The organism is Mycobacterium sp. PS03-16 (assembly GCF_004570325.1).
In the GTDB taxonomy this organism is placed as follows: domain Bacteria; phylum Actinomycetota; class Actinomycetes; order Mycobacteriales; family Mycobacteriaceae; genus Mycobacterium.
The window spans coordinates 105,763-124,813 of record NZ_SPQO01000004.1; the positions used below are offsets into that span (position 1 = coordinate 105,763).

A 19,051-nucleotide genomic window follows, 5' to 3' on the forward strand; every position below is an offset into this window, starting at 1 on the left:
GTCAGCGGTAGGCGTCGATGCCGAGCTGGACCGCCAGGGCCAGCCCGGCCGCGCCGATCAACCGCCGCAGCGGTGTCGCAGGCAGGCGGCGGACCAGCACCGGCCCCAACCGCGAGCCCAGCAGGCAGCCCAGGCCCAGCGGCAGCACGGCCAGCCAGTTGACCGGGGCGAACACTGCGAAGATCAGTGCGGCGACGGCGTTCGCCACCCCGGAGACCACGTTCTTGCCCGCGTTGGCGTGGGCCAGCGTGTCGCTGCCCTTGGCCAGCATCAGCGCGAGCAGCACCACGCCGGCCGCAGCGCCGAAGTACCCGCCGTAGACGCAGATCAGCAGAATCGCGGCCAGTTCTCCCGGGCCGGCGTGCGGACGGGCCTCCGGGTGCGCCGGGGCGGAGCGGCGGGGCAGCAGGATGAACAGCGCCGAACCGCCGAGCAGGAACGGCACCGCCTTCTCGAAGCCCTCGGCCGGCGTGGACAGCAGCAGGACCGCCCCCGCGGCGCCACCGAGCGCCGCCGCCGGCGCGATCCGCCGGATCCACGCGCCCTGCCCGCGCAATTCGGGCCGCGACCCGAGCACCGCGCCGACGCCGTTGAACACCAGCGCCACGGTGTTCGTCACGTTGGCCGCGACCGGCGGCAGGCCGACGGCCAGCAGCGCGGGATAGGTCGCCACCGACGCCAACCCGGCGATGCTGCCGGTCAGTCCGCCCAGGATCCCGGCGGCGAGCAGCAGGCCGATGTCGTGCCAACCCATTGCGAGGACAGTAGTCGGCCCGCGGGGCGCCGAAATCCACCGCGGAATGTGATTGCACTCGCATGTGCAGCACGGCTAGGCTCACCCACGTGCCAAGGCGACTCGTAGTAGCAACCCGCAGCGGGGTCTGATCTCGACCGACCCCTCGCTGTGGGTCGTTGCTACACCGTCGGTCACCCTCCTGAGAACGAGAAGACCGGCACATGATCACCGCATCGGCATCACCCGCGTGGGCGTCCACCGAGATCGAGACCGCGCCGCAGCACGGATCTGCGCATTCGACGATCGCGTCCGTCCTGCCGGCCCCGCTGCCCCGCGGTCTGCGCACGGAGGCCGACGACATGACCTGGGGTGCGTTCCTCGCCGAGTACGCCACCGCGACCGGTCCGCTGCGGCTGGGCCAGTGGTCCTGCACCGACGCCGAACGGCCGGCCGGCCGCCTGGGGCCACAGGCCCGCAATTACCAGGCCACGCTGGCGGTGGGGGACCGGATCAGCACGTCGACCGCCGCGGCGAGCGGCCCCATCGCGGCCCTGACCGCCATGCTCCACGACCAGGGCATCGCGGTGGAGTTGGTCGCATTCCACCAGGTCTCGGCCGGTGCGCACACCGCGACGTTCCTGCGCGGGTCCGACGGCGCCCACGCCGAATGGGCGATGGGCTGGGCGAAGGATTCCACGCAGTCCGCGCTGCGCGCCGTCATCACATGCGCCAACCGGCTGCTCGCCGCGGCCTGAGTCGGTGCGGCGCAGCGCCCCTTCGCCGAACCCGGCGGTCCGCGTCAGTGCAGCGGCCGCAGCACGATGCGCATACCGTCCTTGGGCACCGGCATGCCGCCGTAATCCCACTCGGTGGTGTAACCCGCGTGCGGCAGTTCCAGCCGGTACTTGCGCAGCAGCCGGTGCAGGATCGTCTTGACCTCGAGCTGACCGAACGTCATCCCGATGCACTTGTGCGCGCCGCCGCCGAACGGGCTGAACGCATACCGGTGCTTCTTGTGCTCGTTGCGCGGCTCGGTGAAGCGCAGCGGGTCGAACTTCATCGGCTCCGGGTAGAGCTCCTCGAGCCGGTGGTTCATGCCGGGGTAGGCGATCACGTTGGTGCCCTTGGGCAGGTAGTAGCCGAGCAGCTCGGTATCGCGCACGGTCTGGCGCATCGCCCACTGCACGGGGGTGACCAGGCGGATCGACTCGTTCATCACCAGATCGAGCGACTCCAGCTTCTCCAGCGACTCGATGTCCACCGGTCCGTCACCGAGGCGGTCGGATTCGTCGCGGCAGCGTTCCTGCCACTCCGGATGCTTGGCCAGCTGGTAGATCATCGTGGTCGCGGTCGATGTCGAGGTGTCGTGCGCGGCCATCATCAGGAAGATCATGTGGTTGACGATGTCTTCGTCGGAGAACCTGTTGCCGTCCTCGTCCTCGGTGTGACACAGCACCGTGAGCAGGTCGGAACCGTCCTTGCCGCGACGCTCCCTGACCCGCTCCTCGAAGTAGTTCTCGAGCAGCTTGCGGGCCTGCATGCCGCGCCACCAGGTGAACGGCGGCACGGGCGTGCGGATGATCGCGTTGCCGGCGCGGGTGGTGGTGGTGAACGCGTTATTGACCTTGGTCACCAGCTCCTTGTCGGAGCCGGGTTCGTGGCCCATGAACACCATCGAGGCGATGTCGAGGGTCAGCTCCTTCATCGCCGGGTACATGAGGAACCGCGAATCGTTGACCGCCCAGTCGTTCGCGATGACCTGCGAGACCACCTTGTCGACCTGTTCGGTGTAGCCGACCAGGCGGGTGCGCACGAACGCCTCCTGCATGATCCGGCGGTGGAACATGTGCTCCTCGAAGTCGAGCAGCATCAGACCGCGGTGGAAGAACGGGCCGATCACCGGAACCCAGCCCTGCTGGGAGAAGTCCTTGTTGCGATTGGAGTACACGGCCTGCGCCGCGTCGGGGCCCAGCGCGGCCACCGCCGCCAGGGCGGGGGAGTCGGCGTAGTAGAGCGGGCCGAACTTGCGGTAGACGTGCAGCAGGTAGTCCGGTCCGCCGCGGAACATCTCGATCATGTGGCCGATGACGGGCAGGCCGGAGTCGCCCATCACCGCCTTGAGGTCGGTGCCCGGGGGCGGGGTCGCCATCGGCTTCTGCGGGAAGTCGGTGTTGCGCAGCTTGCGCTCGATCAGACCCATGCCGGGGAAGTTGTTGAACGACGGTGTGAGGCGCCGCTTGGCCTGGTCGAGTAGATAGTCCGGGGTGCTGATGGTCGCCATCTGAACGCTCCTGATCATCACAACGCTGTGGTGGACATCACCTCCGTTCATCCTGACCGGCGTACTTGACGCATGTCAAGTTTGTTCCTGGCGTGCCGCGGTGCGAAGGTGGGAAGCGATGACCGCAGATTCCGTATCGCCCGAGATCCGCCGCAGTCGCGGCGACCGGCAACGTGACGCGATCGTCGCCGCGGTCCGGGCACTGCTCGAGGAACGGCCGTTCTCCGAACTGTCGGTGAGCACGATCAGCGAACACGCCGGCGTCGCCCGGTCCGGCTTCTACTTCTACTTCGACTCCAAGTACGCGGTCCTGGCGGTGATCGTCGCCGACGCGATGGCCGAACTGGCCAAGCTGAGCCACGACTACGCTCCCCGGGAGGCCGACGAGTCGCCGTCGGAGTTCGCGCGGCGGATGGTCGGTTACGCCGCGGCGGTCTTCGCGAGCAACGATCCGATCATGCGGGCGTGCAAGGTCGCGCAGAGCACCGACGCGCAGATCCGCGAGATCATGAACGACTTCGAGGACATGGTCATCGACAAGATCGTCGGCCTGATCCGCCAGGACGACGGCGCCCGGCCGATCACCGACGACCTGCCCGCGCTGGTGCGGATGCTGACCGCGACGACTTCGATGACGCTGACCCAGGACAGCGCGTTCGTCGGGCGCCGCGACGATCCGGCCCGCGCGGTCGAGGTGGTCGAACGGCTGTGGCTGTACGGCCTGTGGGGTGGGTCCGACCTGCGCGAGGGCTGACCGTCCGCCGCCGAACGGTAGGGTCACCGCCATGACGCAGCGCAGCGGGTTCGCCGGTAAGCGGTGCCTTCTCACCGGCGCCGCCAGCGGTATCGGACGCGCCACCGCGCTGCGTCTGGCCCGCGAGGGCGCCGTACTGTTCCTCACCGACCGCGACGCCGACGGCCTGCAGACCACCGTCGACGACGTCCGCGCGCTGGGCGGCACCGTCGGCGCGTACCGGGCGTTCGACATCTCCGACCACGACGCGGTCGTCGCGTTCGCCGACGAGGTGCACCGCAGCCACGACGCCATGGACGTCGTCATGAACATCGCCGGTGTCTCGGCGTGGGGCACCGTGTCCACCCTCACCCACGAGCACTGGCGCTCGATGGTCGACATCAACCTGATGGGGCCCATCCACGTCATCGAGACGTTCGTACCGCCGATGGTCGCGGCGCGCCGGGGCGGGCACCTGGTCAACGTCTCCTCGGCCGCCGGCTTGGTGGCGCTGCCCTGGCACGCCGCGTACAGCGCCAGCAAGTACGGGCTGCGCGGGCTGTCGGAGGTGTTGCGCTTCGACCTGGCCCGGCACCGCATCGGGGTCTCGGTCGTGGTGCCCGGCGCGGTGAAGACCCCGCTGGTGCAGACCGTGCAGATCGCCGGTGTCGACCGTGAGGCGCCGAACGTGCAGAAGTGGACCAACCGCTTCGCCGGTCACGCCGTCTCACCCGAACACGTGGCCGAGCGGATCCTCACCGGCGTGCGGCGCAACCGCTACCTCATCTACACCTCACCCGACATCCGGGCGCTGTACCTGTTCAAGCGCACCATGTGGTGGCCCTACAGCGTGGCGATGCGGCAGGTCAACGTACTGTTCAGCCGGGCGCTGCGGCGCTAGCGGCGGCCCCAGTCCCACGGCGGGGTGCTCAGCAGACCCTGCCCCTCGAGGCGGGTTTCGCCGACGTCCTTGTACAGGGTCAGCTGGACGGCATCGCCGTCCTCGTCGAGCGGGACCGCGCCGAGCAACTCCACCATCGCGGCCGAGTGCGTCACCACCACCACCTGCGTCTGGGCGGCGGCGGTCGCGACGAGCGAGGCCAGCGGGCGGACCAGGTCCGGGTGCAGCGATGTCTCCGGTTCGTTGAGCACCATCAGCGACGGCGGGTCTGGGCTGAGCAGCGCGGCCGCCCACAGCAGGAAACGCAGTGTGCCGTCCGACAATTCGGCACAACGCAGGGGACGCAGCATGCCGGGCTGACGCAGTTGGAGGTCGAAGAGCCCGTCGTGCACCGCGATCTGCACGGTGGCGCCGTCGAACGCGTCGGCCACCGCGCGGGCCAGATCGTCGAAGCCGGCCTCGATGATGGTCTGGGTGGCCGCCGCCAGATCGCTGCCGTCGTCGGAGAGGACGGGAGTGCGAGTGCCGACCTGGGGCCGACGGGCCGGTGCGGCGGTGTCGACCCGGAAACCGTCGTAGAACCGCCAGGCGCGCAACCGATTCCGTACGGCGGCGAGTTCGGGCAGCGCGCCGGGGAACTCGGCCAGCACGCTGCGGTGCGACGGCAGCGCGCGGGTCAGATCGTCGAAGCCGCGTCCGAACTCCGAACTGGCCTCGACGTGTTCATTGCCGCGCCGCACCAGCGTGGACCCGGGACGCAGCACCGGACCGGCGAACACGGCCTCGCGCTTGATCTGCGGGTCTCGGGCGAACAGCGAGCCGGGGCCGGCGTGCTGGGGCAGGCCGAGGTCGACGAGGTAGCCGAAATCGTCTGCGCTGAACCCGAGTTCGAGCGACACCGGACGGGTGCGGACAGTGCCCTCGGCGCGTCCGGTGCGCCGGGCGCCCGCGGTCTGCTCGGGACCGGCCCACAGCGCCGACTGCAACCCGCCTTCGCGGGCGAGCGAACCGATCACCTCACCGCGGCCGCAGTCGGCGAGCAGGCGCAGCGCCCGGTACAGCGACGATTTGCCGCTGCCGTTCGCGCCAGTCACCACGGTGAGCCGGCGCAGCGGCAGCACGACGTCCCGCAGCGAGCGGTAACCGCGGATCGCGACGGTCTGCAGCATGGGGCGAGGTTATCGGTGGCCGGTGACAGCCGGCATGGCCAGCTCCAGGCGCACGCCCAGCAGCCGGACCGGGCGGTCGAGGGGGAACTGGCCGAGCACGTCGAGCGCGGTGGCGGTCACCGTCGTCGCATCGGTGGTGGGCGCGGCCAGCTTACGGATCTTGGTGCGCGTGTAGAAGGTGCTGGTGCGCACCGTGACCGCCACGCGCGTCACCACGCGGCCCTGCTCCACGACCTCGGCCAGGGTCTGCCGGGCCAGATCCGCGACGGCCGCCTCGATCTCGGTACGGTCGGTGAGGTCGTGCGGGAACGTGGTCACGTGGCTGCGGGAGCGCGCCACCCACGGTTCGGCGCTGACGGTGTCGTCGCCGCCGCCCTTGGCCAGCAACAGGATCCACAATCCGGTGGTCGGGCCGAACGCCTGGGTCAGCACGGTGGCGTCGGTGGCGGCCAGATCGGCGACCGTGGTGATGCCCATCGTCGCAAGCTTCTTCTGCGTCTTGGGCCCGATACCCCACAGGGCGTCGACGGGGCGGTCACCCATCACCGCCATCCAGTTGTCCTCGGTGAGCACGAAGACCCCGCCCGGCTTGCCGAACCCGGTCGCCACCTTCGCGCGCTGTTTGTTGTCGCTGATGCCCACCGAACACGACAGACCGGTCCCGGCGGCGACGACGGCGCGGATGCCCTCGGCGAGTGCCACGGGGTCCTCGACCTGCGCGCCGACGTAGGCCTCGTCCCAGCCCCACACCTCGACCGGATGTCCGAGGTCGCGCAACAGCGTCATCACCTCCTCGGAGGCCTCGTCGTAGGCGGCGGGATCCGACGGCAGGAACACCGCGTCCGGGCACTTGCGGGCGGCGGTGCGCAGGGGCATCCCGGCGTGCACGCCGAACTCCCGGGCCGGATACGACGCGCAGGTGACCACCTTGCGCGCCTCGGTCGGGTCGCCGCTGCCGCCGACGATCACCGGCAGCCCATCGAGTTCGGGGTGGCGGCGCAGTTCCACCGAGGCCAGGAACTGGTCGAGGTCGACGTGCAGGATCCAGCGCATCAGGTGCCGCACAGCTTGCGCGCCACGGCCTCCCAGGCGTCACCGAGTTGGTCGAGGGTGGCGCCCTCGGCCAGTCGATGCTCGACGTAGTCGGCGTCGAGCAGGGCGGTCAGCGCGGTGGCCTGGGCGTCGAGGTCGCCCGAGGTGCCGGCCGAGGCCAGCAGCATGCGCACGTGCACGTGATGCAGGACCATCGGCGCGTTGAACCGGGTCTGCCGGTCGCGCGCGGCGTCGGAGAGCAGCGCGTGGTGGCGGTGGACGAACTCGAGGCGCTCCCGCCCGTAGGCGAGTAACCGGTCGAGCGGTGGTGCCCCCGGTCCCAGCGGCGGCGGCCCGAACATGAACGCCTGTTGGTGTTGCTTCTCGTTCTCGTCGAGCAGCACCACCATCAGTCCGGCGCGGCTGCCGAAGCGGCGGAAGAGTGTGCCTTTCCCGACGCCGGCGGCCGCGGCGATATCGTCGGTGCTCACGGCATCGGCGCCGCGTTCGGCGATCAATCGGCGGGCCGCGTCGATCAACAGGATCCGGTTGCGGGCGGCGTCCCCGCGCTCTTGCGGCGCGCTGTCGACCACCGGCAGGCCGAGGGACCGGTCGGTGGCGCTCACCACACCACACTAACCCAGCCGGAATTATTCGGACCGCAGTCCGGTTTAATCGGGGGACGTGGACATCGAGGGAAGGACATGACGTGTCGGATCTGAACGTGCTGGTGTTGGTGGGCAGCCTGCGGGCGGCGTCGGTGAACCGCCAGCTCGCCGAGCTTGCGGTGGAATCGGCTCCGGACGGCGTGACGCTGCGGCCGTTCGACGGGCTGGGCGAGCTGCCGTTCTACAACGAGGACCTCGACGTCGATCCGCTGCCCGACTCGGTGGCCGAGCTGCGGCGGGTGGCGGCCGAGGCGGACGCGGCGCTGGTGATCACGCCGGAGTACAACGGCAGCATCCCTGCGGTGCTCAAGAACGCGATCGACTGGCTGTCCCGGCCGTACGGCGACAGCGCGCTCAAGGACAAGCCGCTCGCGGTGATCGGTGCGGCGCTCGGCCGCTACGGCGGGGCGTGGGCCCATGACGAGACGCGCAAGTCGTTCGGCATCGCCGGGCCGCGGGTGGTCGAGGACCTCAAGCTCTCGCTGCCCAGCGCGTCGCTGGACGGTAAGCACCCGCGGGAGAAAGCCGAGGTCGCCGGCGAGGTGCGCGACATCGTGGGCAAGCTGGTCGCCGAGGTGGGCTGACCCAGAATGCGCCGCAACGGCGGCACACCCCGACCGGGGGTGTGCCGCCGTCGGCGTCTGACGCCCATGGTGCCGTGACCGACCGCGGCGTTCGATGCGCTGAGCCGCGTGAAGTCCGGGCCGGTCGGGAGAATGCGGGGCCGGCCCAGCGCCTCGAGGGAGTTTGCTGAGCGCCGCTGGGCGCCGGCGACCCCGGGCGACGTGTCGGTGCCCGGTGGTAGACCTGACCCATATATAGCGACACACCCACCGGCGGGTGTGGCGACACGCCGGTCCACACACCGGCGAAGTGCTTACGACCTGGGAATTCCAAAAATGTCATTCAGAACATCTTGTATCCGTAGGTCTTGTCGGCCACTAGGTGTAGTGTCTTGCTCACCGAAGAGCCACCAGAGTTCCGGAGGCCGATCGGGACGCAGAACGGGCGTCGTCCGGGGGTCTGACCACCGCGGACGCACCCGGGCCGCCGGGAATTTCGGAGGCCTGCGCGTCGCTGAAACAGATAGCGACATGAAGTACCCGAGTCAGTTGCCAGCCCGTCACCAGTCACCACCGCCGTCCGCGATAGGAGCCGTGCCGCCGATGACCGTCACCGTCTACACCAAGCCCGCCTGCGTCCAGTGCAACGCCACCTACAAGGCCCTCGACAAGCAAGGCGTCGAGTACGAGGTCGTCGACATCTCCCTCGACAGCGAGGCTCGCGACTACGTGATGGCGCTCGGTTACCTGCAGGCGCCGGTCGTGGTGGCCGGCAGCGACCACTGGTCGGGCTTCCGCCCGGACCGGATCAAGGCCCTGTCGGGCGCGGTGGCGGCCACCGCCTGACGGGTATCCGTCCGGCACAGGGTGTGCGGCCGGTTCCGGCGGACAGGACCTGGAAGGGATAAGTGATGGGTGCCCTCGTGTACTTCTCCAGTGTCTCGGAGAACACGCACCGCTTCGTCGAGAAGCTGGGGTTCCCCGCGGACCAGGTCACCCGGATACCGCTGCACGGCCGGATCGAGGTCGACGAGCCCTACGTGCTGGTGCTGCCCACCTACGGCGGTGGGCGCGCCACGCCGGACGTCAATGACGGGGGCTACGTCCCCAAGCAGGTCATCGCATTCTTGAACAACGAGCACAACCGGTCGTTGATCCGCGGCGTCATCGCCGCGGGCAACACCAACTTCGGCGCCGAGTACGGCTACGCGGGCAACGTGGTGTCCCGCAAGTGCGGCGTCCCCTATCTCTACCGCTTCGAGCTGATGGGCACCCAGGAGGATGTCCAGGCGGTTCGGGCGGGACTCGCGGACTTCTGGAAGGACCAACCGACGTGGCACCCACCGTCACAGCTGCAGAGCCTGTAACCACCGGCGCACACGCGCTTCCGGGCGAAACGGATTACCACGCCCTCAACGCGATGCTGAACCTGTACGACGCCGAGGGCAGGATCCAGTTCGAGAAGGACGCTCAGGCGGCGCGGGAGTACTTCCTGCAGCACGTCAACCAGAACACGGTCTTCTTCCACAATCAGGACGAGAAGCTCGACTACCTGATCCAGAAGGAGTACTACGAGCGCGAGGTGCTCGACCAGTACTCCCGCAACTTCGTCAAGACGCTGCTCGATCGCGCCTACGCCAAGAAGTTCCGCTTCCCGACGTTCCTCGGCGCGTTCAAGTACTACACCTCCTACACGCTCAAGACGTTCGACGGGAAGCGCTACCTCGAGCGCTTCGAGGACCGCGTCGTGATGGTGGCGCTCACGCTGGCCGCCGGCGACACCGTACTGGCCGAGAAGCTCGTCGACGAGATCATCGACGGCCGCTTCCAGCCGGCCACCCCGACGTTTCTCAACTCGGGCAAGAAGCAGCGCGGCGAGCCGGTGAGCTGCTTCCTGCTCCGCATCGAGGACAACATGGAGTCCATCGGGCGCTCCATCAACTCCGCACTGCAGCTGTCCAAGCGCGGCGGCGGGGTCGCGTTGCTGCTGAGCAACATTCGCGAGCACGGGGCACCGATCAAGAACATCGAGAACCAGAGCTCGGGTGTCATCCCGATCATGAAGCTGCTCGAGGACTCGTTCTCCTACGCCAATCAGCTGGGGGCGCGGCAGGGCGCCGGCGCGGTGTACCTGCACGCCCACCATCCCGACATCTACCGGTTCCTCGACACCAAGCGCGAGAACGCCGACGAGAAGATCCGCATCAAGACCCTCTCGCTGGGTGTGGTGATCCCCGACATCACGTTCGAGCTGGCGAAGAAGAACGAGGACATGTACCTGTTCTCGCCGTACGACGTCGAGCGCGTGTACGGGCTGCCGTTCGCCGACATCTCGGTGACCGAGAAGTACTACGAGATGGTCGACGACGCGCGGATCCGCAAGACGAAGATCAAGGCGCGCGAGTTCTTCCAGACACTGGCCGAGCTGCAGTTCGAGTCGGGCTACCCGTACATCATGTTCGAGGACACGGTGAACCGGTCGAATCCGATCGAGGGCAAGATCACGCACTCGAACCTGTGCTCGGAGATCCTGCAGGTCTCCACGCCGTCGGAGTTCAACGAGGACCTGTCGTACTCCAAGGTCGGCAAGGACATCTCGTGCAACCTCGGGTCGCTCAACATCGCCAAGGCGATGGACTCGCCCGACTTCGCCCAGACCATCGAGGTGGCGATCCGCGGCCTGACCGCGGTCAGTGACCAGACGTCGATCACGTCGGTGCCGTCGATCGAGCAGGGCAACAACGACTCCCACGCCATCGGCCTCGGGCAGATGAACCTGCACGGGTACCTGGCGCGCGAGCGGATCTTCTACGGCTCCGAAGAGGGCATCGACTTCACGAACATCTACTTCTACACCGTGCTCTACCACGCGCTGCGTGCGTCGAATCGCATTGCGATCGAACGCGGTACGTCGTTCAAGGGCTTCGAGCGCTCGAAGTACGCGTCGGGGGAGTTCTTCGACAAGTACACCGAGCAGGTGTGGGAGCCCAAGACCGACAAGGTGCGCCAGCTGTTCGCCGATGCCGGCATCCGCATCCCGACCCAGGACGACTGGCGGCGGCTCAAGGAGTCGGTGCAGCAGCACGGCATCTACAACCAGAACCTGCAGGCCGTGCCGCCGACGGGGTCGATCTCCTACATCAACCACTCGACCAGTTCGATCCACCCGGTCGCGTCGAAGATCGAGATCCGCAAGGAAGGCAAGATCGGCCGCGTCTACTACCCGGCGCCGTACATGACCAACGACAACCTGGAGTACTACCAGGACGCGTACGAGATCGGGTACGAGAAGATCATCGACACCTACGCCGCGGCCACCCAGCACGTGGACCAGGGGCTGAGCCTGACGCTCTTCTTCAAGGACACCGCCACCACGCGTGATGTGAACAAGGCGCAGATCTACGCCTGGCGCAAGGGCATCAAGACGCTGTACTACATCCGGCTGCGCCAGATGGCTTTGGAGGGCACCGAAGTCGAGGGCTGCGTCAGCTGCATGCTGTGAGGCCGCGCCGAGACTACGGAAGATGACGGAATACGAGGAATCTCCGTCAACTTCCGTAGTCTCGGCGTTCGGGCCTCAGCCCTCGCGAGCCTGGTCAGCCCGCAGCGCCTTGAGGCGGCGCTCCTCGCGCAGCACGTTCTGGTAGCTCTCGCGTTCGGCGACCAGCCAGTCGGGTTTGTCGGCGAGCAGCGCATCGATCTGCTCGGTGGTGAGCGCCTCGGTGACGCCGCCGCGCGCGAGACCGGCGATCGACACGCCGAGCTTGGCGGCCACCAGGTTCTTCGGATGCGGCCCGTTCCTGCGCAGATCGGTGAGCCATTGCGGCGGGTCGGCCTGCAGGGCGGCGAGTTCGTCGCGGGTGATCGCGTTCTCCTGGAACTCCGCCGGCGTCGCGGGCAGGTACACGTCGAGCTTCTTCGCCGCCGTAGCGGGCTTCATCTGCTGCGCGTTCGGCCTGCTCATGGCCCCAGCCTATCGGTAGCCTGAGGCCGTGGACCCCTCGCTCACCCTCGGCTACGTCCCCGGCGGGACGCCCGCGAAGTGGGCCAGGAACTGGGCGCAGCGCCACCCCGACGTCCCCCTCGAGTTGTGCCCCGTCGCCGCCGTGGACGCCGCCGCCGCGGTGCGGGCCGGCACCGTCGATGCGGCACTGCTGCGGCTGCCGTCCGACACGTCGGGGCTGGCCGTCATCCCGCTCTACGAGGAGACGACGGTGGCGGTGATGCCTGCCGATCACCTCCTCACCGCACTCGACGAGATCACCGCAGCCGACCTCGCTGACGAACCGGTGCTGGTGCCGCTCGACGACGTCATCGCCTGGCCGCAGGCGCCGGGCGCCCCGGTCGATCACCGCCCCGAAACGACCGGCGCGGCAATTGAACTCGTCGCGGCCGGTATGGGAACCCTCATCGTTCCGCAATCGCTGGCACGGCTGCACCACCGCAAGGACCTCACCTACCGGCCGATCACCGACGCACCCGCCTGCCCAGTGGCGCTCGCCGTCCCGGAAGGACCGCAGCCGGCGCTGATCGAGGAGTTCATCGGCATCGTGCGGGGCCGCAGACCCGGGTCGTCGCGGGGGCAGGCCGAGCCGGCGCCCAAGCGGACCGCACGGGAGAAGACCCTCGCCAAGCAGGCCGCCCGCGCTGCGGCGGGGAAGGTCGCCCGCAAGCCGGGGCGGTCCACGCGCGGCCGGCGCTGACTCAGCAACGCCGAGTGGCCACGTATCGCGCGTGAACCGCCGCGAAGCGCGCGATGACTGGCCACTCGACCGCCGGGGAAAGCAAACGCCGGGTGTGAGCCCGAAGGTCCACACCCGGCGGTGCGCCGATGATTCGGCGGGGCGGAAATCTCAGTATTTGTGCTGCGGGCCCTGTTCCTTCTTGTACAGCGCCTTGAGCATCCGGTCGCGGAAGAACGCGTTGTCGATCAACTTGATGCCGTTGTTCGCCACCGCGGGGATACCGGCGAGCTTGTGGAAGTACCGGCCCCGCTTGTACTCCCGGCCCCAAGCCGCTTCCATCTTCTGCGCGTAGTTGGTGAAGTCGTCGGGTCCGCCGTTGGTGAGCGCGGCGATCGCGCACTCGCCCGCGGCCAGCCCCGATTCGAGCGCCTTGGAGATCCCGGCGCCCGACGCCGGCTTACCCGCACCCAGCGAGTCGCCGGTGAACAGCACACCCGGACGCCACGGCGGCCAGGCGGTGAAGCCCATCGGCAGTCGCCACGCCCGCACGCTCTTGTTCTTCTTGAGCTCTTCGATCGGCGGCAGCTCCCAGTCCCGCGGCAGGGTGCGCAGGAACTCGCCGAGGAACTGCGTGGCGTTGATCGACTGCCAGTTCTTGTAGCTGTTGACGTAGCCGAGGCCGATGTTGAACAGGCCGTTGCCCATCGGGAACACCCAGCCGTAGCCGGGCAGCTGATCGCCCTGGAAGGCCAGCTTGAGATAGATGTCGAGGCTGTCGGAGTCCGGCCGGTTGGCGTGCATCTCCGAACGGATCGCGATCGCCTGGTAGCCGTTGTACTGCGAATCGATCTTGAGCGCCCGCTTGATGGGGGAGTAGGCGCCGTCGGCGGCGATCACCGCGTCGCCGAAGACCTTCTCACCGTTCTTGAGCGTCACGCCGACCACGCGGCCGTTCTCCACGATCGGGCCGGTGACCTCGGCACCCTGGCGCACCTCGGCGCCGGCCGACTCGGCGTGCTTGAGCAGCACGGTGTCGAGGTGCTCGCGGCTCACGGTGTGCCCGTGATCGGGCATGCCCGGGCGCTTGGGGAACGACAGTTCCCATTCGCTGGGGCTGAACACCGTCACCCGGTTGACCCGGTGGTACGTGGCCACCTCGTCGGCCAGGCCCATCTTCTGCAGGTAGCTCACGGCTCGGGCGGTGAGGCCGTCGCCGCACGGCTTGGCTCGCGGGAACTCGGCCTTGTCCAGCACCACCACCTTCGCGCCGGTCTGTGCGGCCTGCCACGCCGCGGCCGAGCCCGAAGGGCCCCCGCCGGCGATGACCAGGTCGTATCGCTGAGTCATGAATCTCGTCTCGTCTGTCGGGCTGTCGTGGCGATAGTACCCAAGTCGTCGCCGACCGGCGCTGCGGGCAAAGCTCCTGCCAGTGCCGGTGAAAGGCGTGCTCACGGCGGTTCTGAGCAGGTCAGCACACCCCGAGCGAGTACAGTGGGCGGGTGCGACGAGGGCCGAGGTCCCGCACCGGTGACGAACCGGGCGGCAAAGTGGACGCGCGCAGCGAACGCTGGCGCGAGCACCGTAAGAAGGTGCGTGCCGAAATCGTCGACGCCGCGTTCCGGGCCATCGACCGGCAGGGCCCCGAGGTCAGCCTCCGGGAGATCGCCGAGGAGGCCGGCACCGCCAAGCCCAAGATCTACCGGCACTTCACCGACAAGTCCGACCTGTTCCAGGCCATCGGCCAGCGGCTGCGCGACATGCTGGGCACCGCGATCTTCCCGTCGATCGACCTGTCCGTCGACTCCGGCCGCGCGGTGATCCGCCGGGCCGTCGAACAGTACGTGCGGCTGGTTGACGAGCATCCCAACGTCATCCGGTTCCTGATCCAGGGCCGCTTCGCCGAACAGAGCGAGTCGGCGATGCGCGCGCTCAACGAGAGCCGCGAGATCACGCTCGGCATGGCGGAGTTGTTCGACAACGAACTCGGTGAGATCGAGCTCGACGCCGCCGCCCTCGAGCTCGCCGCCTACGCCGCGTTCGGGTCGATCGCGTCGGCCACCGACTGGTGGCTGGGCACCGAGCAGGACAGCCCGCGCCGGATGCCGTCCGAGGCTTTCGTCGCACACCTCACCACGATCATGATCGGTTCCATCAACGGCACCTGTGAGCTGCTCGGCATCAGGATCGACCCCGATCTGCCGCTGCACGAGGGCGTGCGCAAACAGGAGCACGTCGCCTGAAGATGAGGCAGTCGCCTCATGCGCCAGACCCGCGATGGACCGCACGATCGGTGCATGACCATCACCAGCACCACCTCATCACCCCGCGACATCGTCGCCGCCGTCACCGATCATCCCGTCCTTCCGGACGGTGACGACGAACGGTTCGTGGGCTTCGGCATCATGGGCCTGCCGTTCCGCAGCGGCCACTACCTGGCTTATCGGCAGTTCCCGGCCACCACGTTCGCGCCCGGCTATCTGTCCGTGTGGCACCGCGACCCCGCAGGTGGCTGGACCTTCTATGCGACCACGCCCGGCCCGCAGAGCTGTGCCCGCTACTTCAGTTCAGCGACGGACAACGACGCCGTCCGCTGCGACATCGACGTGACCTGGACGGGTCCGTGGTCGTTGCGCATCGTCGTTCCCGGCCTGCTCGAGTGGACCGTCGACATCGCGCCCACCGCAGCCACCCGGGCGATGAGCGCCATCGGCCGCCGGCTGCCCGAGCCGGCGTGGACGAATCGCACCGCGCTCAACGCGATCAGCCGCGTCGCGGGGACCGCACTGCGCACCGGGCCGATCCGGTTGAGCGGCAAGGCCGCCAACGGCCAGACCTACATGGTGGCGCCGCGCCGGGTCTGGGCGGTCGAGGCGTCGTCGGCGACGCTGCGCGGCAGCGACCTGGGCCCCACCGGACCGCTGCCCCGGCAGGCCCGGCTGGGCGACTTCCGGCTGCCCCAACGTGGCGTCTGCGTCGCGGGCACCGGCCATTTCGAGACCTTCGACGCCGACCGTCACACGGCCGTCACCCGTACGGCGTATCTCTGATCGCGAGACGCCGCGCCAGGGGACAATCGACCGATGACGCCGGGCGGGCGCAGTCCCAGCCGAGCCGAGGTACTGGCCGCGCTGTCGGTGGCGATCGACCTCGGCCTCGGCCAACCCGCCGAACACATGCTGCGCTCGGCGCTGATCGGCACCCGGATCGCCGACCGCCTGGGCCTGAGCCGCGAGCAGCGTGACTGCGTCTACTACACGGGCCTGGTCATGTGGATCGGCTGCCACGCCGATTCGCACGAGTACGCGCGCTGGTTCGGCGACGACATCGCCGTCCGGCAGAACTCCTACCTGGTCGACTGGTCCGGCCTGCCGTATCTACGGTTCCTGCTCGGCAACGTCGGCCGCGGTGAACCGCTGCTGCACCGGCTGTCCGTGGCGGCGACCCTGTTCGCCAACGCACGCGGACACATCGCGCGCCTGGTGCACTCCCACTGCATCTCGGCCGCGACGCTCGCCGAGCGCATCGGGCTCGGTCCCGACGTGCGGGCCGCGCTGGCGTACACCTTCGAGCGGTTCGACGGTGGCGGGCTGCCGGCGGGCGCAGCCGGCGAGGAGCTGCCGATCGCCATCCGCGTCGCGCAGCTCGCCGACCTGGTCGAGGTGCACCACCGCACCTACGGGGTCGGCGGCGCGGTGGCGATGGCACGCAGCCGCCGCGGCGGCCAGTTCGATCCGCACGTGGCCGACGTGTTCGTCGCCGACGCCGAGGCCATCCTCGCCGGGCCGGGCGCCGGCGACGTGTGGGAGGCGGCGCTCCGCGAGGCGCCCGACCCGCACCGGCGGCTCGCCACCGACGAACTCGACGCCCTGCTGGTGGCGCTCGGCGACTTCGTCGACCTCAAATGCCCCTTCACCTTCGGGCATTCGCGGGCGGTCGCCGATCTGGCCGCCCGCGCCGGTGCCGCCGCGGGGCTCGGCGCCGACACCGTCGCGCTGCTGCGGCGCGCCGGGCATCTGCACGATCTGGGCCGCATCGGGATCTCCAACCAGATCTGGTCGCGCCCCGGCCCGCTCGGCGCGGCCGAGTACGAGCGCATGCGCCTGCACCCCTATCTCACGGTGCGAATCCTCGACCGCGTCCCCGGTCTCCGGCCGACCGCCGAACTGGCCGGCAACCACCACGAGGCGCTGGACGGGTCGGGGTACCCGCGCGGGCTGAGCGCCGGATCGCTGACCGTGCCCGACCGGATCCTGGCCGCGGCGGTCGCCTACCGGTCCGGCTGCGAGCCGAGGCCCTACCGCGAGCAGATGTCACCGGACGCCGCGGCGCGCCGGCTCACCGAACGCGTGCGTGCCGGCCGGGTCGACGCGGCCGCCGCCGAAGCCGTGCTGCAGACGGCGGGACATCCGTCCGCGAGGGCGGGGCTGCGGCCGGGCGGGCTGACGCCGCGCGAGGTGGAGGTGCTCGGCCTGCTGGCCCGCGGCGCGTCGAACCGCCAGATCGCGTCGGCCCTGGTGATCTCGGAGAAGACCGCACGCAACCACGTCGAGCGGATCTACGCCAAGATCGGCGCGTCGAACCGGATCGGGGCGAGCATGTATGCGGTGGAACACGGGCTGGGAAGCGGCCGTTGACAAGGCTGGCGCGACACGCCGCCAACCCAATATGTTGGGTTGCCCGGAGGTGTCGGCCACTACGAGTAGTGTCGGCGGTAGCTGCCGAGCATCCGCAGCGACGTCCGATAAAGCCTGGTGAAGTGGGGTTCTGGTGAGCGAAGGCATGAAGCTGATTGACCGCGTCTCGGCGATCAACTGGAACCGCCTGCAGGACGACAAGGACGCCGAGGTCTGGGAGCGACTGACCGGCAACTTCTGGCTGCCGGAGAAGGTGCCGGTGTCCAACGACATCCCCTCGTGGAACACGCTCACCGCCCACGAGAAGGAACTCACGATGCGGGTGTTCACCGGCCTGACGCTGCTGGACACCATCCAGGGCACGGTCGGCGCGGTCAGCCTGATCCCCGATGCGCTCACCCCGCACGAAGAGGCCGTCTACACCAACATCGCGTTCATGGAGTCGGTGCACGCGCGCAGCTACTCCAACATCTTCTCCACCCTGTGCTCGACCAACGAGATCGACGACGCGTTCCGCTGGTCGGAGGAGAACCCGAACCTGCAGCGCAAGGCCGAGATCGTCATGCAGTACTACAAGGGCGACGAGCCGCTCAAGCGCAAGGTCGCCTCCACGCTGCTGGAGAGCTTCCTGTTCTACTCGGGCTTCTACCTGCCGATGTACTGGTCCAGCCGCGCCAAGCTCACCAACACCGCCGACATGATCCGGCTGATCATCCGCGACGAGGCCGTGCACGGCTACTACATCGGCTACAAGTTCCAGCGTGGTCTGGCCATGCAGGATCCGGCCACGCAGCAGGAACTGAAGGACTACACCTACGAGCTGCTGTTCGAGCTCTACGACAACGAGGTCGAGTACACCCAGGACCTCTACGACAGCGTCGGGCTCACCGAGGACGTCAAGAAGTTCCTGCGCTACAACGCCAACAAGGCGCTGATGAACCTCGGCTACGAGGCGCTGTTCCCGCGTGACGAGACCGACGTCAACCCGGCGATCCTGTCCGCGCTGAGCCCCAACGCCGACGAGAACCACGACTTCTTCTCCGGGTCGGGGTCGAGCTATGTGATCGGTAAGGCCGTGGTCACCGAAGACGAGGACTGGGACTTCTAGAGCCCGGAGCGCTGCGGCGCCAGGGCACGCGCGGCCAACGCGGCGGCGAGCGCCGACAGCACGTGCCAGGCGCCGTGGTACTGCCAGAGGCTGTCCGGCCGGCACAGCGGCGATCCCGTCCGGCCGACGGCGTAGGCGGCCAGCGCGAGCGCGAAGACTCCGGCGGCCGCCAGCCAGGGTGACCGTGATCGCCGGCTCCTGACGAGCATCCCGGCGTACACCACGGCGACGGCGATGATCGGCCAGTCGTGCGCGGGCCCCGCCCACCATGGCTGCGGCCCGTGAAACGCGACGCTGCCGAACCCGACCGCCGCCAGCGCCCCACCGGCGAGCGCCGCGAACGGCTCACGCCACCGCACCGACCAGACCAGTACGACCGCGCTGGCCATGACGTAGGCCAGGCTGGTCAGCGCCAGGACGGGCTGGGCCAGGGCGGCGTCGGCGATGCGCTCGCAATCCGAGGAGCCGACACTCGCGAGTGTGGAGACCTGCATGGGCGCTCCACCGTAACGCGGCACCGGTGCACACTGGGCGTCGTGCG

20 protein-coding genes are annotated in these 19,051 nt (G+C 68.9%); 12 read left to right on the forward strand and 8 right to left on the reverse strand.

Going from position 1 to position 19,051, the window contains the following annotated elements; all coding sequences use genetic code 11:
- Position 1: 1 nt before the first annotated feature.
- Positions 2–754 carry a sulfite exporter TauE/SafE family protein gene (locus E4P42_RS05025; RefSeq protein ID WP_135123664.1) on the reverse strand — a complete coding sequence of 251 codons (753 nt, stop codon included), beginning with the start codon at positions 752–754 and terminating at the stop codon, positions 2–4.
- A 203-nt stretch (positions 755–957) separates the two neighbouring features.
- On the opposite strand from E4P42_RS05025, the gene E4P42_RS05030 reads away from it, so the two are divergent.
- A complete protein-coding gene (locus E4P42_RS05030; protein WP_245233894.1) occupies positions 958–1,491 on the forward strand; it encodes a homocitrate synthase in 534 nt (177 codons plus the stop codon).
- 44 nt (positions 1,492–1,535) lie between these two features.
- Here the strand turns inward: E4P42_RS05030 and E4P42_RS05035 are convergent, their stop codons facing one another.
- Positions 1,536–3,017: a cytochrome P450 gene (locus tag E4P42_RS05035; RefSeq protein WP_135123666.1), complete on the reverse strand. Its 1,482-nt coding sequence runs from the start codon at positions 3,015–3,017 to the stop codon at positions 1,536–1,538.
- A 118-nt stretch (positions 3,018–3,135) separates the two neighbouring features.
- On the opposite strand from E4P42_RS05035, the gene E4P42_RS05040 reads away from it, so the two are divergent.
- Positions 3,136–3,771: a TetR/AcrR family transcriptional regulator gene (locus E4P42_RS05040; RefSeq protein ID WP_135123668.1), complete on the forward strand. Its 636-nt coding sequence runs from the start codon at positions 3,136–3,138 to the stop codon at positions 3,769–3,771.
- A 31-nt stretch (positions 3,772–3,802) separates the two neighbouring features.
- Entirely contained in the window at positions 3,803–4,651 is an 849-nt protein-coding gene (locus tag E4P42_RS05045; protein WP_135123670.1) for an SDR family oxidoreductase, read from the forward strand.
- Here the strand turns inward: E4P42_RS05045 and E4P42_RS05050 are convergent.
- The 3 genes from E4P42_RS05050 to E4P42_RS05060 are packed head-to-tail and all read right to left on the reverse strand — an operon-like array spanning position 4,648 to position 7,478.
- Positions 4,648–5,820: an AAA family ATPase gene (locus E4P42_RS05050; RefSeq protein ID WP_135123672.1), complete on the reverse strand. Its 1,173-nt coding sequence runs from the start codon at positions 5,818–5,820 to the stop codon at positions 4,648–4,650. The two genes, E4P42_RS05045 and E4P42_RS05050, sit on opposite strands and share 4 nt — an antisense overlap.
- A gap of 9 nt (positions 5,821–5,829) precedes the next feature.
- On the reverse strand, positions 5,830–6,873 hold the full coding sequence (locus E4P42_RS05055) for a DNA polymerase IV (protein WP_371286984.1): 1,044 nt from the start codon (positions 6,871–6,873) through the stop codon (positions 5,830–5,832).
- Positions 6,873–7,478 (reverse strand): TetR/AcrR family transcriptional regulator, encoded by a 606-nt coding sequence (locus E4P42_RS05060; RefSeq protein WP_135123674.1) that lies wholly within the window; start codon positions 7,476–7,478, stop codon positions 6,873–6,875. Before E4P42_RS05060 ends, E4P42_RS05055 begins: the two co-directional genes overlap by 1 nt.
- Positions 7,479–7,561: 83 nt before the next feature.
- Here E4P42_RS05060 and E4P42_RS05065 point away from each other — a divergent pair, with 83 nt between their 5' ends.
- The 4 genes from E4P42_RS05065 (at position 7,562) to nrdE (ending at position 11,585) form a co-directional block, all read left to right on the forward strand.
- Positions 7,562–8,104, forward strand: coding sequence for an NAD(P)H-dependent oxidoreductase (locus E4P42_RS05065; RefSeq protein WP_135123676.1), 543 nt, complete (start codon positions 7,562–7,564; stop codon positions 8,102–8,104).
- A gap of 582 nt (positions 8,105–8,686) precedes the next feature.
- Positions 8,687–8,929, forward strand: a complete 243-nt coding sequence (locus E4P42_RS05070) for a redoxin NrdH (RefSeq protein WP_135123678.1) — start codon at positions 8,687–8,689, stop codon at positions 8,927–8,929.
- Positions 8,930–8,994: 65 nt separating this feature from the next.
- Entirely contained in the window at positions 8,995–9,450 is a 456-nt protein-coding gene (nrdI, locus tag E4P42_RS05075) for a class Ib ribonucleoside-diphosphate reductase assembly flavoprotein NrdI (RefSeq protein WP_135123680.1), read from the forward strand.
- Entirely contained in the window at positions 9,417–11,585 is a 2,169-nt protein-coding gene (gene nrdE, locus E4P42_RS05080; protein WP_135123682.1) for a class 1b ribonucleoside-diphosphate reductase subunit alpha, read from the forward strand. The genes nrdI and nrdE overlap by 34 nt, the downstream gene beginning before the upstream one ends.
- Positions 11,586–11,660: 75 nt before the next feature.
- Here the strand turns inward: nrdE and E4P42_RS05085 are convergent, their stop codons facing one another.
- The gene (locus E4P42_RS05085) at positions 11,661–12,047 is read right to left on the reverse strand and encodes a DUF5997 family protein (RefSeq protein WP_135123684.1); all 387 of its coding nucleotides are present in this window, start codon (positions 12,045–12,047) and stop codon (positions 11,661–11,663) included.
- Positions 12,048–12,075: 28 nt separating this feature from the next.
- On the opposite strand from E4P42_RS05085, the gene E4P42_RS05090 reads away from it, so the two are divergent.
- Positions 12,076–12,786 (forward strand): LysR family substrate-binding domain-containing protein, encoded by a 711-nt coding sequence (locus tag E4P42_RS05090; RefSeq protein ID WP_135123686.1) that lies wholly within the window; start codon positions 12,076–12,078, stop codon positions 12,784–12,786.
- Between the two features lie 150 nt (positions 12,787–12,936).
- Here the strand turns inward: E4P42_RS05090 and E4P42_RS05095 are convergent, their stop codons facing one another.
- The gene (locus E4P42_RS05095; protein ID WP_135123688.1) at positions 12,937–14,115 is read right to left on the reverse strand and encodes an NAD(P)/FAD-dependent oxidoreductase; all 1,179 of its coding nucleotides are present in this window, start codon (positions 14,113–14,115) and stop codon (positions 12,937–12,939) included.
- Between the two features lie 152 nt (positions 14,116–14,267).
- On the opposite strand from E4P42_RS05095, the gene E4P42_RS05100 reads away from it, so the two are divergent.
- The 4 genes from E4P42_RS05100 to nrdF all read left to right on the forward strand — a co-directional run bounded on the left by E4P42_RS05100 (position 14,268) and on the right by nrdF (position 18,510).
- The gene (locus tag E4P42_RS05100; protein ID WP_135123690.1) at positions 14,268–15,008 is read left to right on the forward strand and encodes a TetR/AcrR family transcriptional regulator; all 741 of its coding nucleotides are present in this window, start codon (positions 14,268–14,270) and stop codon (positions 15,006–15,008) included.
- A gap of 54 nt (positions 15,009–15,062) precedes the next feature.
- Positions 15,063–15,815: a hypothetical protein gene (locus E4P42_RS05105; RefSeq protein ID WP_135123692.1), complete on the forward strand. Its 753-nt coding sequence runs from the start codon at positions 15,063–15,065 to the stop codon at positions 15,813–15,815.
- 33 nt (positions 15,816–15,848) lie between these two features.
- A complete protein-coding gene (locus tag E4P42_RS05110) occupies positions 15,849–17,402 on the forward strand; it encodes an HD domain-containing phosphohydrolase (protein ID WP_135123694.1) in 1,554 nt (517 codons plus the stop codon).
- A gap of 145 nt (positions 17,403–17,547) precedes the next feature.
- A complete protein-coding gene (nrdF, locus tag E4P42_RS05115) occupies positions 17,548–18,510 on the forward strand; it encodes a class 1b ribonucleoside-diphosphate reductase subunit beta (protein ID WP_135123696.1) in 963 nt (320 codons plus the stop codon).
- On the opposite strand, the gene E4P42_RS05120 is transcribed toward nrdF, so the two are convergent.
- Entirely contained in the window at positions 18,507–19,004 is a 498-nt protein-coding gene (locus E4P42_RS05120; protein WP_135123698.1) for a hypothetical protein, read from the reverse strand. The two genes, nrdF and E4P42_RS05120, sit on opposite strands and share 4 nt — an antisense overlap.
- Between the last annotated feature and the right edge of the window lie 47 nt (positions 19,005–19,051).

Excerpts from the sequence above, each read along its gene's own strand:
- E4P42_RS05035 (WP_135123666.1), bottom strand. The coding sequence starts at position 3,017 with ATGGCGACCATCAGCACCCCGGACTATCTACTCGACCAGGCCAAGCGG.
- E4P42_RS05105 (WP_135123692.1), top strand. The coding sequence starts at position 15,063 with ATGACCATCACCAGCACCACCTCATCACCCCGCGACATCGTCGCCGCC.
- E4P42_RS05045 (WP_135123670.1), top strand. The coding sequence starts at position 3,803 with ATGACGCAGCGCAGCGGGTTCGCCGGTAAGCGGTGCCTTCTCACCGGC.
- E4P42_RS05085 (WP_135123684.1), bottom strand. The coding sequence starts at position 12,047 with ATGAGCAGGCCGAACGCGCAGCAGATGAAGCCCGCTACGGCGGCGAAG.
- E4P42_RS05055 (WP_371286984.1), bottom strand. The coding sequence starts at position 6,873 with ATGCGCTGGATCCTGCACGTCGACCTCGACCAGTTCCTGGCCTCGGTG.
- E4P42_RS05050 (WP_135123672.1), bottom strand. The coding sequence starts at position 5,820 with ATGCTGCAGACCGTCGCGATCCGCGGTTACCGCTCGCTGCGGGACGTC.
- E4P42_RS05030 (WP_245233894.1), top strand. The coding sequence starts at position 958 with ATGATCACCGCATCGGCATCACCCGCGTGGGCGTCCACCGAGATCGAG.
- E4P42_RS05025 (WP_135123664.1), bottom strand. The coding sequence starts at position 754 with ATGGGTTGGCACGACATCGGCCTGCTGCTCGCCGCCGGGATCCTGGGC.
- nrdF (WP_135123696.1), top strand. The coding sequence starts at position 17,548 with ATGAAGCTGATTGACCGCGTCTCGGCGATCAACTGGAACCGCCTGCAG.
- E4P42_RS05110 (WP_135123694.1), top strand. The coding sequence starts at position 15,849 with ATGACGCCGGGCGGGCGCAGTCCCAGCCGAGCCGAGGTACTGGCCGCG.
- E4P42_RS05070 (WP_135123678.1), top strand. The coding sequence starts at position 8,687 with ATGACCGTCACCGTCTACACCAAGCCCGCCTGCGTCCAGTGCAACGCC.
- E4P42_RS05095 (WP_135123688.1), bottom strand. The coding sequence starts at position 14,115 with ATGACTCAGCGATACGACCTGGTCATCGCCGGCGGGGGCCCTTCGGGC.
- E4P42_RS05120 (WP_135123698.1), bottom strand. The coding sequence starts at position 19,004 with ATGCAGGTCTCCACACTCGCGAGTGTCGGCTCCTCGGATTGCGAGCGC.
- E4P42_RS05040 (WP_135123668.1), top strand. The coding sequence starts at position 3,136 with ATGACCGCAGATTCCGTATCGCCCGAGATCCGCCGCAGTCGCGGCGAC.
- nrdI (WP_135123680.1), top strand. The coding sequence starts at position 8,995 with ATGGGTGCCCTCGTGTACTTCTCCAGTGTCTCGGAGAACACGCACCGC.